The 13,898-nt window shown below is 58.9% G+C and carries 14 protein-coding genes and 1 pseudogene; 11 read left to right on the top strand and 4 right to left on the bottom strand.

Annotated elements, in window-relative coordinates:
- Positions 1 to 128: 128 nt before the first annotated feature.
- The 4 genes and pseudogenes from QRN48_RS21865 (at position 129) to QRN48_RS25460 (ending at position 3,017) form a co-directional block, all read left to right on the top strand.
- Entirely contained in the window at positions 129 to 665 is a 537-nt protein-coding gene (locus QRN48_RS21865) for an ankyrin repeat domain-containing protein (protein ID WP_037009060.1), read from the top strand.
- 67 nt (positions 666 to 732) lie between these two features.
- On the top strand, positions 733 to 1,242 hold the full coding sequence (locus QRN48_RS21860) for a hypothetical protein (protein WP_285353224.1): 510 nt from the start codon (positions 733 to 735) through the stop codon (positions 1,240 to 1,242).
- A gap of 161 nt (positions 1,243 to 1,403) precedes the next feature.
- Positions 1,404 to 2,159 (top strand): annotated as a pseudogene (locus QRN48_RS25465) (MCP four helix bundle domain-containing protein); the annotation flags it as partial.
- A complete protein-coding gene (locus QRN48_RS25460; protein ID WP_502944661.1) occupies positions 2,154 to 3,017 on the top strand; it encodes a methyl-accepting chemotaxis protein in 864 nt (287 codons plus the stop codon). The pseudogene QRN48_RS25465 and the gene QRN48_RS25460, both read left to right, overlap by 6 nt.
- Positions 3,018 to 3,085: 68 nt before the next feature.
- Here QRN48_RS25460 and QRN48_RS21850 read toward each other — a convergent pair whose 3' ends face one another.
- The 4 genes from QRN48_RS21850 to QRN48_RS21835 form a co-directional block, all read right to left on the bottom strand.
- A complete protein-coding gene (locus QRN48_RS21850; RefSeq protein WP_285353220.1) occupies positions 3,086 to 3,820 on the bottom strand; it encodes an NADPH-dependent F420 reductase in 735 nt (244 codons plus the stop codon).
- Positions 3,821 to 3,975: 155 nt separating this feature from the next.
- A complete protein-coding gene (locus QRN48_RS21845; protein ID WP_037012702.1) occupies positions 3,976 to 4,407 on the bottom strand; it encodes a MarR family winged helix-turn-helix transcriptional regulator in 432 nt (143 codons plus the stop codon).
- 238 nt (positions 4,408 to 4,645) lie between these two features.
- Positions 4,646 to 5,953: a C4-dicarboxylate transporter DctA gene (gene dctA, locus QRN48_RS21840; RefSeq protein ID WP_285353218.1), complete on the bottom strand. Its 1,308-nt coding sequence runs from the start codon at positions 5,951 to 5,953 to the stop codon at positions 4,646 to 4,648.
- A gap of 102 nt (positions 5,954 to 6,055) precedes the next feature.
- The gene (locus QRN48_RS21835; RefSeq protein WP_285353216.1) at positions 6,056 to 7,225 is read right to left on the bottom strand and encodes a mandelate racemase/muconate lactonizing enzyme family protein; all 1,170 of its coding nucleotides are present in this window, start codon (positions 7,223 to 7,225) and stop codon (positions 6,056 to 6,058) included.
- 222 nt (positions 7,226 to 7,447) lie between these two features.
- Between QRN48_RS21835 and QRN48_RS21830 the strand changes: the two genes are divergently transcribed.
- The 7 genes from QRN48_RS21830 (at position 7,448) to QRN48_RS21800 (ending at position 13,646) form a co-directional block, all read left to right on the top strand.
- Entirely contained in the window at positions 7,448 to 7,639 is a 192-nt protein-coding gene (locus QRN48_RS21830; RefSeq protein ID WP_037009073.1) for a PLDc N-terminal domain-containing protein, read from the top strand.
- Between the two features lie 222 nt (positions 7,640 to 7,861).
- Entirely contained in the window at positions 7,862 to 8,722 is an 861-nt protein-coding gene (speE, locus tag QRN48_RS21825) for a polyamine aminopropyltransferase (RefSeq protein WP_037009076.1), read from the top strand.
- A gap of 127 nt (positions 8,723 to 8,849) precedes the next feature.
- The gene (locus QRN48_RS21820) at positions 8,850 to 9,101 is read left to right on the top strand and encodes a helix-turn-helix domain-containing protein (protein WP_037009078.1); all 252 of its coding nucleotides are present in this window, start codon (positions 8,850 to 8,852) and stop codon (positions 9,099 to 9,101) included.
- Complete coding sequence (locus QRN48_RS21815; protein ID WP_285353210.1) at positions 9,098 to 10,309, top strand: type II toxin-antitoxin system HipA family toxin; 1,212 nt, start codon at positions 9,098 to 9,100, stop codon at positions 10,307 to 10,309. The genes QRN48_RS21820 and QRN48_RS21815 overlap by 4 nt, the downstream gene beginning before the upstream one ends.
- A gap of 268 nt (positions 10,310 to 10,577) precedes the next feature.
- Positions 10,578 to 12,650 (top strand): LTA synthase family protein, encoded by a 2,073-nt coding sequence (locus tag QRN48_RS21810; RefSeq protein ID WP_285353208.1) that lies wholly within the window; start codon positions 10,578 to 10,580, stop codon positions 12,648 to 12,650.
- A gap of 169 nt (positions 12,651 to 12,819) precedes the next feature.
- On the top strand, positions 12,820 to 13,056 hold the full coding sequence (locus QRN48_RS21805) for a hypothetical protein (protein WP_037009083.1): 237 nt from the start codon (positions 12,820 to 12,822) through the stop codon (positions 13,054 to 13,056).
- Positions 13,057 to 13,307: 251 nt separating this feature from the next.
- Entirely contained in the window at positions 13,308 to 13,646 is a 339-nt protein-coding gene (locus tag QRN48_RS21800) for a ribonuclease E inhibitor RraB (RefSeq protein ID WP_285353207.1), read from the top strand.
- Positions 13,647 to 13,898 lie beyond the last annotated feature (252 nt).

Below are 13,898 nucleotides of genomic sequence, written 5' to 3'. Positions count from 1 at the left end.
TGGCTGGCATTGTCGCCTCCATTCAGCTATCAGGCCCAAGTGGAACTAGCGGTACTGCGCGTTGCTCATAGGTTGCCTGGCCCCCTTCGATTATTGGCGCGATCAATATCGCGTTACTGGAGTTAAAAATGTCTGACACCACCCCGACCCCCGGTTCCGCTACCCGCATGACGGACGAAGAGGCGCTGGAATTCGCCGAGCAGGTGTTCGACCGCGCCCGTGCAGGCGACGCCCCCATGCTGGACCGCCTGCTGGAAAACGGCTTGACGCCCAATCTTCGTAATCACAAGGGCGACACGCTGCTGATGCTTGCCAGCTACCACGGTCACCAGGACGCGGTGAAGGTTCTGCTCAAGCACAAGGCTGATCCCGAACTCCGCAATGACAATGGTCAAAGCCCCATCGCGGGCGCGGCGTTCAAGGGCGATCTTGAGACCGTCAAAATTCTCGTAGAGGGCGGCGCGGACGTCGAAGGCGCTTCGGCGGACGGGCGTACGGCCTTGATGATGGCGGCAATGTTCAACCGCACCGCTATCGTTGATTACCTGATATCAAAAGGTGCCAACCCGCACATCAAGGACGCCAAGGGCGTTACCCCGCTGATGGCGGCGCAGACGATGGGTGCCACCGAGACGGCCGAACAGCTCACGCGTTTAGGCGCCTGAGCGATAGAGGCGCGCGGCATTTCCGGCTATCCTGCGCGCCTGTTTTTCAGCCCCCGGACGATCCGCCATGAAAGCTTCACTCATCGAATTCATCAGCAAGATCAGCTCCGGCTGCATGAGCGATGAAGGAATCGAAATGGTCGCCGAAGAGGCGGCGCAGGCTTACGCTGACCCTGAAGCCTTCCTGGCAGCCAATCCCGACATCAACTTTGACGAAACCTTCCCCATCCCGCTGGGCGAGTGGGTCGTCGTCGGCAGCCTTCCCGATACCGTCCTGTTCCAGGCAGACACTTACGCCGAGTTGCTTGGAGAGATCATGGCGTCGTTCGGGCCGAACGTGGCGTTTAACATCAAGCCCAAACAACTGGCCAAAGCCGAACCGCTGGCGGCCCTCAACCGAATCCAGATCCAGCTGTCCAGCATGAACAAGGACGTGGGCGGGTACGTGCTGATGAACTTCAGCGAGCCGCTGGACCACGCGTTGCAGGCGGTTTTGGTCTATGGAGCCGACGTGCAGCAGGTCATGGCCCTGGGCGTAGAGCTCGGCCTGTTCATAGAGCCTGCGCTGCCCGCCTGATTGCTGTGTCTTGAGCCACTGCCTCTTACCGAGGACTTTGCGCCAATCACCCGAGAAGTTTCCCGAAAAGAGTCTTAAATATCCGCGACGGTGCGTCGATATGCTTTGTATAAGAGCAGTCCGTAGCTCGCGTTATTCATTGACCGCAGGGGAGCTTCAGGATGTCGATCAAACTTCGTTTGTTTTTGTTGGTGGGGACGGGTGCCCTGGCCGTCCTGATTGTCAGTGTGGTGAGTTATCTGGGCAACGCACGCATGGCTTCGGCCATGATCGACAACGAAGTCAGCCTGACGGCGCTGGGCAATCATCTGCAGGCCGACATGATGCATGACGCCCTGCGGGCGGACGTGCTCTCGGCCATGCTGGTCGGGTTGGGCAAGAGCGAGACAACCCGTGGCGAAGTGCTCGATGGCCTCAAGGAACATGCTGCCCAGTTTCGCAAGGCCGTTGGCGATAATCTCACGCTGCCCATCAATGCCACCCTCAAGGCCGAACTCGGCAAACTGAAACCCAGCCTGGATGGCTATATCGACGCCGGCGAACGCATTGTTGGCCTGGCGCTGGCCAGTCCCGAAAAAGCCCAGCAGGAACTGGGCACCTTTTCGGCGGCCTTTACTGACCTCGAAGGCCGGATGTCAGCCCTCAGCGACTTGATCGAAGACAACTCGAAAACCAGCGCCGAGACCACCCGCAATGCCATTCGTGTCGCCAACCTCACCCTTGCAACTGTGCTCATCGCCAGCCTGTTGCTGCTGCTCACCCAGGGACGCTGGGTCACCCGCAGCATCATGCTTCCCCTGCAATCGGCCAGTCGGATCGCTGACAGCATTGCCCATGGCAACCTCAGCGAACCCATTACCGAGCCCGCCAGCCGCGACGAAGCGAGCCTGTTGATTCGCAGCCTTGCCGTCATGCAGCGGGACCTGCGCGGCATGATTGAAGCGGTGCGTGGCAATGCCAACGGCGTGACGCGCATGAGTGCGCAACTCAGCACCGGCTGCCATCACGTGGCCGGCAGCAGTCAGCAACAAAGCGCTGCTGCGGCAACCATGTCTGCGGCCGCGACCGAGATGACCGCCAGTATCGAGGAGATCACCCGGCACGCCGAGCAGGCGCGCGAAATGGCCAGTCAGGCCGAGGCACTCGCCAAGAATGGCGGGCGGGTCATCCATCAAGTGGTCAGCGACATGGACGGCATCGCCCGATCGGCGCAACAGTCCGCCCAGGTCATACGCACCCTGGACAAGGACTCCGAGGCCATCTTCAACATCATCCAGGTGATCAAGAGCATTGCCGACCAGACCAACCTGCTGGCGCTGAACGCTGCCATTGAGGCAGCGCGCGCCGGTGAGCAGGGCCGGGGTTTTGCGGTAGTAGCCGATGAAGTGCGCAGCCTGGCGGGACGTACCAGCGCCTCGACCCAGGAAATCACCGCCATGGTTGCCCGCATCCAGCACAGCACCCGCGAGGCGGTGACCAGCATGGAGGCAGGTGTTGCACAGGTCGATAAGGGTATGGCGGTGACGGCCGAAGTCGAGCAAAGCATTCGGGACATTCTTGATGCAACGCTCAACACGACTCATCTGGTCAACGACATCACCCGGACCATCGGCGAGCAGAGCCTGGCCAGCAACGAGATCGCCCATCAGGTGGAAACGATTGCGCGCATGTCCGAGAGCAACAGCCAGATCATCGGCACGACGGCGACCACCACCGATCAGCTGTCTGCCATGGCCGACCAGCTGTCGCGGTCGGTGGACCGGTTCCGGCTCTGACGTTCGGCTAGGAGGGGCTGTGAATATGACGGTTGCCAGAGTCGAGGCACTCGGCCCCTGATAGCGGGTCAGGCCGTCATGGTCCGGTTCAACGCGACGATTTGCTCATGGGTGAATTGGCTCTCGGAGGCCATGAACCTGGCGAAGAGCGCGTCACGATTTTCAGGTGCCCGGGCCTTGTCAGCGGCATTGAGTGCAAGCTTCAGCTCAGTCAGCGTCAGTTCAGTGCAGTACGCAGGTGTGCCCGGCTGCTGACGCCACGAGTCTCCCAGAGTGCCCGCGGCGAGTGCAGCGAAACCTGTGTCTTCAACAAGGCTCTGCGCCACCGATTCAGCGTCTACGTCGGCGCCAGCCACAGGTAGAGCCAGGCGTTTCGGAGATCCGTCCGGCTGGCCTTTTTCAGCGAGGGTCGCCGCCAGCACAGCATTCCATGCCTTGATGACGGGGCGTCCAAGCTGCGCACTGACCCACAGACTTTCGGGCAATCCGTCATCGACTTCCTTTATCGACCCGTCCCGCGCCGGATAGTAGTTGGAGGTGTCTATGACGACGGTCTCGTGCGGCACATGGCTCAACGTTTCATGCAGATCAGGGTAGCGGGCGAAGGGGATGGAAAGGATAACGACCTCTACCTCGCGAACCGCTTCTTCTTTGGTGACGGCAGAGGCGCCTATCTGATCAGCAAGGTTCCGGATGCTTTGCGGACCTCTCGAGTTGGCCAGCTTTACCTTATGACCAGAGGCCACCAGTTTGCGGGCAAGTGTGGCGCCGATATTACCGGCTCCAATAATTCCAATTTTCATGGGCTCAATCCTTAATGGTTAGAAAACAGTAATTGTTGCGCGCTGACCACTGTTGCCATCGTCGGCGCAAACGTTGTGCCGTGAAGCGATGAACGTCTGCGCCGAAAATCACATTCGCCCCATTCAGGGTTCAAACCCACAGGTCGCTGCAGCACTTATTCAACGGAAGGGCGGGCCAGGGCGTCGAGCGTATGACGGAGCGCGTCCAGCTCTTGAGTTGAGAGTTCGCATGCCGTTCGGATCTTATCGGTGACGCTGCGCAACTCACTTTCCATTGCACGACTGAGGTTCGTCAGATCAATCAGCACACGGCGCTCATCCGAGGCATCCCGTGTACGGGTAATCACGCCGGCGGCTTCCAGACGCTTGAGGAGCGGCGTAAGCGTGCCGGTCTCCATGTCCAGCCGCTCACATAGCTCGCTCACGGTCCGAGGCGATCCGTTGAGCAGCTCAAGGGTGACCAGATACTGAGAGAAGGTAAGGCCTAGCGGCTCGAGGAATGGCTTGTGCAAACGAATCATCCGGTTCGCAGCGGCGTTGAGTGCGAAGGAGAGTTCAGTGGCAACGCTGGGTGATGTCTGCTTCATATCGTCTACTATAATGTAGTGTGCTACATAAAGTAGATGGCCTGCCTTGGCCTGTCAACGACCGAACAGCTGGGGGGTTTATCGGATGAGCTTTGGAGAGCGGGACCTGCGAAGCATCCCTGCGTGCTCGCGCTCGGCGGTCTGAATCAGTGAGGCGGGGCATGGGTGACTGAGCGCATCGCGCTAAACGGTTTCAAGTACTGGGCCGGCCATCAATCGTACCGGCCCTTGTCGCCGACTATTTCTGATCCAGCAAGCCCTTCCTCGCCGATTTGTCCTGCTTCATCAGCGCCAGTTCCCGCTCACACGCCCCGACATCGAACGAGTTGTCCCATTTTGCGATTGCGATGGTGCCGATCCCGTTGCCGATCAAGTTGGTCACCGCCCGCGCCTCGTTCAGAAACCGATCGATGCCCAGAAGCAGTACCAGCCCTACCAGCGGGATGGAGTGGATGGTTGTGAGCGTGGCGGCCAGGGTTACAAAGCCCGCGCCTGCCACGCCCGCCGATCCCTTGGACGTCAGCAGAAAGACAGCCAGCAGCACCATCTGGTCCGCAAACGTCAGGGGCGTATTGGTGGCCTGGGCGATGAAGATCGCCGCCATGGTGAGGTAGATGCAGGTGCCGTCCGCATTGAAGGTGTAGCCCGTCGGCAGCACCATGCCTACTACCGATTTCCTGCAGCCGAGTTTCTCGAGTTTGACCATCATTCTTGGCAGCACGGCCTCGGTGGAGCAGGTGCCCAGGGTGATGAGAATTTCGTCCTTGAAATACCGAAGGAACTGCATGAGCGGCATCCCTGACCATCGCGCCACCGTGCCCAGCACCACCACGATGAAAATCAGGGTGGTGAGGTAGAGCGCGACCAGCAACTGACCCAGAGACAGCAGTGTGCCGATGCCGTATTTGCCGATGGTAAAAGCCATGCCGGCACCCGCACCAATTGGCGCCAGGCGCATCACCATGGCGACGATCCTGAACAGCCCTTGCAGGAACAGGTCGATGGTGTTGATTAACGGTTTGCTGGTCTCGCCCATTTGAACCAGGGCAATGCCCATCAAAACCGAAAGCAGAATGACCTGAAGCATAACGCCGTTGGAGAAGGCACCCATGAAGGTGTGGGGAATGATGTTGAGGAAGAACTCAATGGTGCCGCCCTGTTCGCTGGCAGCCTGGCTGTACTTGTTGATGGCACTTGCGTCGAGCGCGTTGACATTGATGTTCATGCCCACGCCAGGTTTGACGACATTGACAACAATAAGCCCGATGACCAACGCTATTGTGGACAGGATTTCAAAATACAGCAGGGCTTTCACGCCGATGCGCCCCACCTCTTTGATACTGCCCATCTTGGCAATACCGACGACGACCGTACCAAAAATGATGGGCGCCAGCAGCATCTTGATCAGCTTGATAAAGCCGTCGGCGAACGGTTGAAGTTTGGCGCCTATGTCAGGCAGGAAGTAACCGATGGCCGCGCCGATGATGATGCCGATCAGCACTTGCACATACAGCTGGCCGTACCAGCGAGATTTCGAGATTTCCACGAGAGCACCTCATTTTATTGTTGTGATGGGCGTGTGGCTTGGCATCCGCGAAGGACGCGAGCGTCTGCGGCCTCGTTTCTCAAGGCCGCAGACCGAGGTTGATCAGCCTTCGCCCAGCTCACGCATGACGGCATACAGCGCGGACTTGGCCTCGAAGCCAACCCCCGGGATGTCCGGCAGACCGACGTAGCCGTTTTCCACCTTAATGCCGTCGGCAAACCCGCCGAAGGGCTGGAACACGTCCGGATAAGATTCGTTGCCGCCAAAGTGCAGGCCCGCTGCGATGTTCAGAGACATCTGATGGCCACCGTGCGGAACCACTCGACGAGAGGACCAGCCCATCTCCTCCATGACCTTCAGGGTGCGCATGTACTCCACCAGTCCGTAGGAGAGGGCGCAGTCGAATTGCAGGTAGTCGCGGTCGGGACGCATGCCGCCATGGCGCAGCAGATTGCGCGCGTCCTGATGAGAGAACAGGTTTTCGCCGGTCGCCATGGGCAACGCGTAGTGATTGGCCAGCTCTGCCTGGAGTGCGTAGTCCAGCGGGTCGCCGACTTCCTCGTACCAGAACAGGTTGTATTTCTTGATGGCTTCGGCGTAAGCAATCCCGGTCTGCAGATCGAAACGGCCATTGGCGTCGACGGCCAGTCGCTGACCGTCCCCAACCACTTCGAGTACGGCTTCGATGCGGCGGATATCGTCGTCCAGAGGCACCGCACCGATCTTCATTTTGACGACGTCGTAACCGCGGTCCAGATAGCTTTGCATTTCTGCCTTGAGCTTGGTCTGGTCCTTGCCGGGGTAGTAGTAACCGCCCGCTGCATAGACCCAGACCTTGTCGTCGGCGACGCCGTTGCGGTAACGGTCAGCCAGCAGGCGATACAGCGGCTTGCCCTCGATCTTGGCCACGGCATCCCACACCGCCATGTCGATGGTGCCGACGGCGACAGAGCGCTCGCCGTGGCCACCCGGCTTTTCGTTGGTCATCAACGCTTTCCAGATGGCAAATGGGTCCAGGTTGTTGTTCTCATGGTCTATCAGGGACTCAGGATCGGCCTCGCTGATGCGGGCCAGAAACCGATCGCGCATCAACGCCCCCTGACCGTAGCGACCATTGGAATTGAACCCGTAGCCAATAACAGGCTTGCCGTCGCGGATCACATCAGTGATGACCGCGACGACCGAGCAGGTCATCTTGGAAAAGTCGATGTAGGCGTTGGCAATCGGGGAGGCAATCGATACGGTTTTTTCACGGATCTCAACAATGCGCATGGCGGGTTCCTCTTGTTGTCAGTGGCCCCACGTTATGCGGCGCATCGCCCCGCGCCCAATGCTGTTAATGCCGCACCCTATGCACAAGATGCATGGCGGCTGCCTCGCCTGGCGCCTGTCAGCTTGAACGCATAATTATTAGCCGCTCGTCGCGGCGCCAACGGAACCCTCGTCGCAGGCCGCTACTCCTAAGTGGGCAAGCCTTCAATAAGGAGCAACACCATGGGTTCTACCTTCAACGGTCTGATTGGCCTGATCATTCTGGCCTTGGATATCTGGGCCATCATCAACGTGCTGAAAAGCGGTGCGGAAACCGGGAAGAAAATTCTCTGGATCTTGCTGATCGTCATCTTGCCGGTACTCGGCCTGATCATCTGGGCAATCGCCGGCCCGCGTGGCAACGTTCGCATCTAGTGCGACGACAAGGCTGCAGAACAAATAACGCCTGACGGGCTTGGCCGGTCAGGCGTTTTTCGTTGCCTGTCTCTTTGCCGCTGTCCGTTGAGGTCGTCGTTGCACCGAGGGTTTGCGCAGCCCTGCACGACATTCGACCTGTCATGCTCCGCGACGTAGAATGCGCGCCTTCTTGTGGGCGGCCTGCCGTCCTGTCATCAGTCATTATCGGGGACTCCATCCATGAGCGATTATCAAGAGACGTTGTACGAAGGCTACGGCCAGCGCTTTCGCATGGAAAAACTGCTTCATGAGGTGCGCACCGAACACCAGCACCTGGTGATCTTCCAGAACCCGCGCATGGGCCGCGTGATGGCGCTGGACGGCGTGATCCAGACCACCGAAGCCGACGAATTCATCTACCACGAAATGCTCACCCACGTGCCGATCCTGGCCCATGGCCGGGCCAAGCGGGTGCTGATCATTGGCGGTGGCGATGGTGGCATGCTGCGTGAAGTGGCCAAACACGCCACGGTCGAGCACATCACCATGGTCGAGATCGACGGCACTGTGGTCGAGATGTGCAAAGAGTATCTGCCGAACCACTCCAGGGGCGCTTTCGACGATTCGCGTCTGAACCTGGTCATTGATGACGGCATGCGCTTCGTCGCGACCACGGAAGAGAAATTCGACGTCATCATTTCCGACTCAACGGACCCGATCGGGCCGGGCGAAGTGCTGTTTTCGGAGAACTTCTACCAAGCCTGCCATCGTTGCCTCAACGAAGGCGGCATCTTGGTCACGCAAAACGGCACGCCGTTCATGCAGCTGAACGGTGTGCAGACCACGGCAGGCCGGATGACGGGTCTGTTCGCTGACTGGCACTTCTATCAGGCGGCAGTGCCGACTTACATCGGCGGCGCGATGACGTTCGCTTGGGGATCCACAGACGCCCAGCACCGCAAAATTCCCCTGGAAACATTGCGCCAGCGGTTCGCCGGCAGCGGCATCGTCACCCGCTACTACAACCCGGAAATCCACCTTGGCGCATTCGCGCTGCCGCAATATGTTCTGCAAGCCATCAGCAAACCGAGCAACGACTGATCTTTCACTTTGTTACGCAAACATGACATCGATGCTCGCATGTCATGTTTGCGTAACTTCCGCTTGCGCGTCCCGGCATGCCACGTATACATTCCATTCAATCAATAATGTTATGTAGGCGTGACAGATGGACGCGAGTTTATTGCTGGAGAGACTGGGTAGGCAGATTGAGGAGATGCGCAAATCCCGCGGTCTGACTCAGGTTCAGCTGGCGGCCCTGTGTGGACTGACAAGGCAAAAGCTTGCGGAAGTCGAAAAGGGCAGCCCGACAGTCGCAGTGAATTTCTATGCGAAGGTTCTGGCGACGTTAAACGCCGAGATTAAAGTCGTGCCCGCCCGACGTCCCACGTTTGAAGAGCTGCGTGAGGTGTTCCGGTGAAGCCACTGGACCGTGTGCGAATTCTCACCCCGGAGGGTGAGAGTGGAGAACTTTCCGCATCGGAGTCGGGTGATTACCTGTTTCGCTATGGGCTGGATGCAGATCCGAACTCGCAGATCAGCCTGACCATGGGCGTTCGCGACGCGGCGTACCTTTCGCGCAGTCTGCATCCGGTGTTTCAGATGAATTTGCCCGAAGGTTTTGTCCTTGAGCAATTGCGCAACCGCCTGGCCAAAACCACGCCGATCAACCCCATGCTGTTGATGGCCCTCACGGGGAGCGGATCGCCCGCTGGCCGTGTGGCAGTGGCCTCGTCCGTGATTGACCAACTGCTCGGCTCTGCCAACCCTGGCGACGGCCGAAGTCTGAGCCAGATACTCAGTTGGGACGGCACACAGGACCTGTTTGCCGAATTGGTCGATCAGTACATTTTGCGCACAGGGATCTCGGGCGTTCAGCCCAAAGTCATCGTCCCGGATTCGGATTTCGTGGTGGATCCCAAAGCCACACTGTTGATGCCGGAGCTGATCGTCAAGTCGGGGAGGGCAGACTTCCCCGGTCTTGCTGTAAACGAATACCTCTGCATGGACGCCGCGCGCCGTGCCGGTATGCCGGTCCCGGACTTTTATCTGTCGGATAACCGACAACTGTTCGTGATGCGCCGCTTTGACCGCGACGCTGACCAGCGCGCCATCGGGTTTGAGGACATGGCCGTGCTCATGGGCCTGGGCACGGAACAGAAGTACGACTCCAGCTATGAAAATATTGCCAAGGCCATCCGGCTGTTCTGCGCCCCTGATCATGTACGCGGTTCACTGGATCGTTTTTTCGACATCGTCGCGCTCAGTTGCATGGTCGGTAACGGTGACGCCCACCTGAAGAACTTCGGGGTGCTTTATCGTGAGCCGTCGGGAGCGGACGCGCAGTTGGCGCCGGCGTACGACATCGTCAACACCACCGCCTATATAAAGGACGATGCGCTCGCCCTGCGTCTGGACGGCTCCAAGAGCCTGTTTGGTTCGAGGCTGGGGATTCTGAGCCTGGCCTCGACCTGCGACATTCACAAACCGCACCTGCGCATCGCTCGGCTGATCGCTGCAGTGCATGAGTCGCTGCAGGCAAACGCACCGCTGAGGGTGCATGCACCGCATGTCTTCGAGGCCGTAGAGCAAGCAGTTGATCCGTATGCACAGACCTTCAAGGCATAGAGGCGATTCAAGCCTTTGTAAGAAAGTGTGAGACGCGCTGTCATTCAACGGAATTTTCACCGGTGGCTGGTGAATATTCGCGCCGTCACAGAGCTGCCCACCGATTGACGTGAGTTTTTACCCCAACTCGTCATGAAGAATGCGCCGGATCGGTGGTAAACCGCAGAGGTTCACGTAGTATTTGCCACCCAAAGCCCGGCCTGACATGCGAACGTCGTCGGCGCACAGCTTTTGAACCCAACCTGAAATCCAACGGATCCCACAACACATGGCCAAAACGGACGCCCCGGCGCGCGCGCCGCAACCTACCGTCAAATCGCACCTGGCCTACACGCTCCTGAGCGGCCTGGTGCTGATGGTCCTGTACACCCTTTTGCGCATTGCATTGCTGGTCTATAACCGCGAAGGCATCGGTGCGACGCCGGCCTCGACGTTTGTCGAAGCATTCGGCAATGGCCTGCGATTCGATTTGCGGCTGGTCGTGTACATCCTGATTCCTTTGCTGCTGTCCCTGTTCAGCGCACGCATGATGGCCGCCCGTGGCGTGTTCCGCTTCTGGCTGACGCTGGTCGCGAGCCTGACCGCGTTCTTCGGCCTCATGGAAATGGATTTCTATCGCGAATTCCACCAGCGCTTGAATGGTCTGGTTTTCCAGTACGTGAAGGAAGACCCTAAAACCGTTCTGAGCATGATCTGGTACGGCTATCCGGTGGTTCGCTATCTGTTGGCGTGGGCACTGGTGACCTGGCTGCTGAGCCTGGTCTTCAAAGGCGTGGATCGCGTGACCCGGCCGCGAGGCGGTTTCAACGTCGCCAGCGCTGACAATCGCGTGGTGGCGCCGTTGTACAAACGCGCTGTGGTGTTCCTGCTGTGTCTGGTGGTGGCCGTTATTGCCGCCCGTGGCACGCTGCGCCAGGGCCCGCCATTGCGTTGGGGCGATGCATATACCACCGACTCCAACTTCGCCAATACCCTGGGCCTCAATGGCACGCTGACCCTGATCGCTGCCGCGAAAAGCCGGATGTCCGAAGACCGCGACAACATCTGGAAGGCGACACTGCCGCAAGCCGAGGCCCAGCAGATTGTGCGTGACATGCTGCTGACCCCCAACGACAAGCTGGTCGACCCTGAAAAGGCGGCGGTGCGCCGGGACTTTACCCCGCCGCAAGCCAACACCCTGCCGATCAAGAACGTTGTCGTGATCTTGATGGAAAGCTTCGCCGGTCACTCGGTGGGCGCATTGGGCGATGAGTCCAACATCACGCCGTACTTTGACAAGCTGTCGCAGGAGGGCCTGCTCTTTGATCGCTTCTTCTCCAACGGCACGCACACCCATCAGGGCATGTTTGCGACAATGGCGTGTTTCCCTAACCTGCCGGGCTTCGAATACCTGATGCAGACCCCGGAAGGCAGCCACAAGCTGTCCGGCTTGCCGCAACTGCTCAGCGCACGCAAGTACGACGACGTGTATGTGTACAACGGTGACTTCGCCTGGGATAACCAGTCGGGCTTCTTCAGCAACCAGGGCATGACCAACTTCATTGGCCGCAATGACTTCGTCAATCCGGTGTTCTCGGACCCTACCTGGGGTGTGTCCGATCAGGACATGTTCGACCGTGGCGCCGAGGAATTGAAAGCCCGAGAAGCCAAAGGCAAGCCGTTCTATGCCTTGCTGCAGACCCTGTCCAACCACACGCCGTACGCGTTGCCGGCCAACTTGCCGGTCGAGCGCGTGACCGGGCATGGCACGCTGGATGAACACCTCACCGCCATGCGCTATTCGGACTGGGCGCTGGGGCAGTTCTTCGAGAAAGCCAAGAAAGAGCCGTACTACAAGGACACCCTGTTTGTGGTCGTCGGTGACCATGGTTTCGGCAACAACGAGCAGATCACCGAGATGGACTTGGGTCGCTTCAATGTCCCGATGCTGATGATCGCGCCGGGCCTGCAGGACAAATTCGGCAAGCGCAGCAGCATTGTCGGCACGCAAATCGACATCGTGCCGACCATCATGGGTCGACTGGGTGGCGAGACCGTGCATCAGTGCTGGGGTCGCGATTTGCTGAACCTGCCGTCTGGCGATCTGGGCTTTGGCGTGATCAAGCCTTCGGGGAGCGAGCAGACCGTTGCGCTGGTCACCGGCGACCGTATCCTGATCGAACCCAAGGAAATGGAGGCGAAGGTCTACCGCTATGAGTTGGGCAACAAGCCCCACGCCGAGCTGGTGCCCAACGCACCGGATGCTGCAGAGTTGCGCAATAAACTCGACAGCTTCCTGCAGACGGCGACCAAGAGCCTGCTCGACAACACCGCTGGCGTAAAAGACGCCAAGCCTCAATGACTGCAGCTTGACAAAAAACGCCCCGAGTCCGGGGCGTTTTTTTTGCCGGGCAAAAGCCCGCATACGGCCGCGTGGCCAGCCCAAGCGCTGACAACGCGGGTTGAACGTCGTTGCGCTGCAAGGGTCAAGATCATTAGGCCGTTGTCAGGCCTTTACTAAGGAGACATTGATGAAAGTGTGGACTATTTCGTTTCTGGACAAAGACGGTGTACAGCAGAGCCTCGATCTTGACTCCGATCACCGTCCCAGTGAAGAAGAGGCTGCGCAGAAAATCCGTCCGATTCTGTTTCCGGTGGCCAGTGATCTTGATCTCAATGACCTCGATGGACGCACCGCCGAGCCCACCGTGAAGACACTCAAAGAGCAGAATGCGGTACAGATCATCTCCATCGTCGAAGCTTCGTAAAACACCTGCTTTTTCCTGCAATCCTGCCAATTGGCAACGCCCCTCCAATGGGCGTACTCTGCCAGTGAGGTCGGTGATGCATCCACCTGAGTTCGCTCACGTGCGCATGCCTGTTTTGTAATAACGCACTGGCCTTATCAGCGACATGCTTGAGTTCCGGGCGGCAGATGACCTGCCGCTTCACGCCCCGCCATCGTGGCGTGTTTCGGAATTGTTGAAACTCTATCTATCGTTGCATAGGAGGACGTTTCATGAGCACAGCCTATCAGGAAGACATCAGCAGCCATGTACTGCGCTGCATGAAAGAAGGCGGTTTCGACTTCGCACGCATCCACCCCATCGAGTTCTACGCCACGTTTCCGGACGAGGAGCGCGCGCGTCAGGCCGCTGATAAATTCCGTGGGGAATCCGTCAATGTCCAACTCAATGCACGGGAGGACGGTGCCTGGCACCTGGAGCTGAGCAAGGTGATGTACGCGACTTACGACGGGATCGGGGACTTCGAGCAGGATTTCCAGACGGCCATTCTGGGTCTGGACGGGGAAGTGGAAGGGTGGGGCGTCAAACAGGAACTCAAGCGTCTGCATTGATATTGGAAGGCACGCCGTCCAGATATCTCCCGTGAGCTTTTTCCGTCCTCGTTCAATGACGAGTCGGAGGCGGGAGATGCACCGCACTGAATCACGGACAAAAAAAAGCCGCTCTCATCGGAGCGGCGGAAAGGGAATGGAGGGTGGCGCACTGACGGTGCTGCCGAAATGGTTTCGAAGCCGGCTGCCTTGTGTGATCTGGCGGCGGGTCTTCGTGATGGGGCGATTATGCGAGTCGGGGCGGGTCGGCGG

The sequence above is a fragment of the Pseudomonas sp. ME-P-057 genome (assembly GCF_030208975.1).
Classification (GTDB): Bacteria; Pseudomonadota; Gammaproteobacteria; order Pseudomonadales; family Pseudomonadaceae; genus Aquipseudomonas; species Aquipseudomonas lutea.
This window is presented reverse-complemented; position numbering and strand designations above follow the sequence as displayed.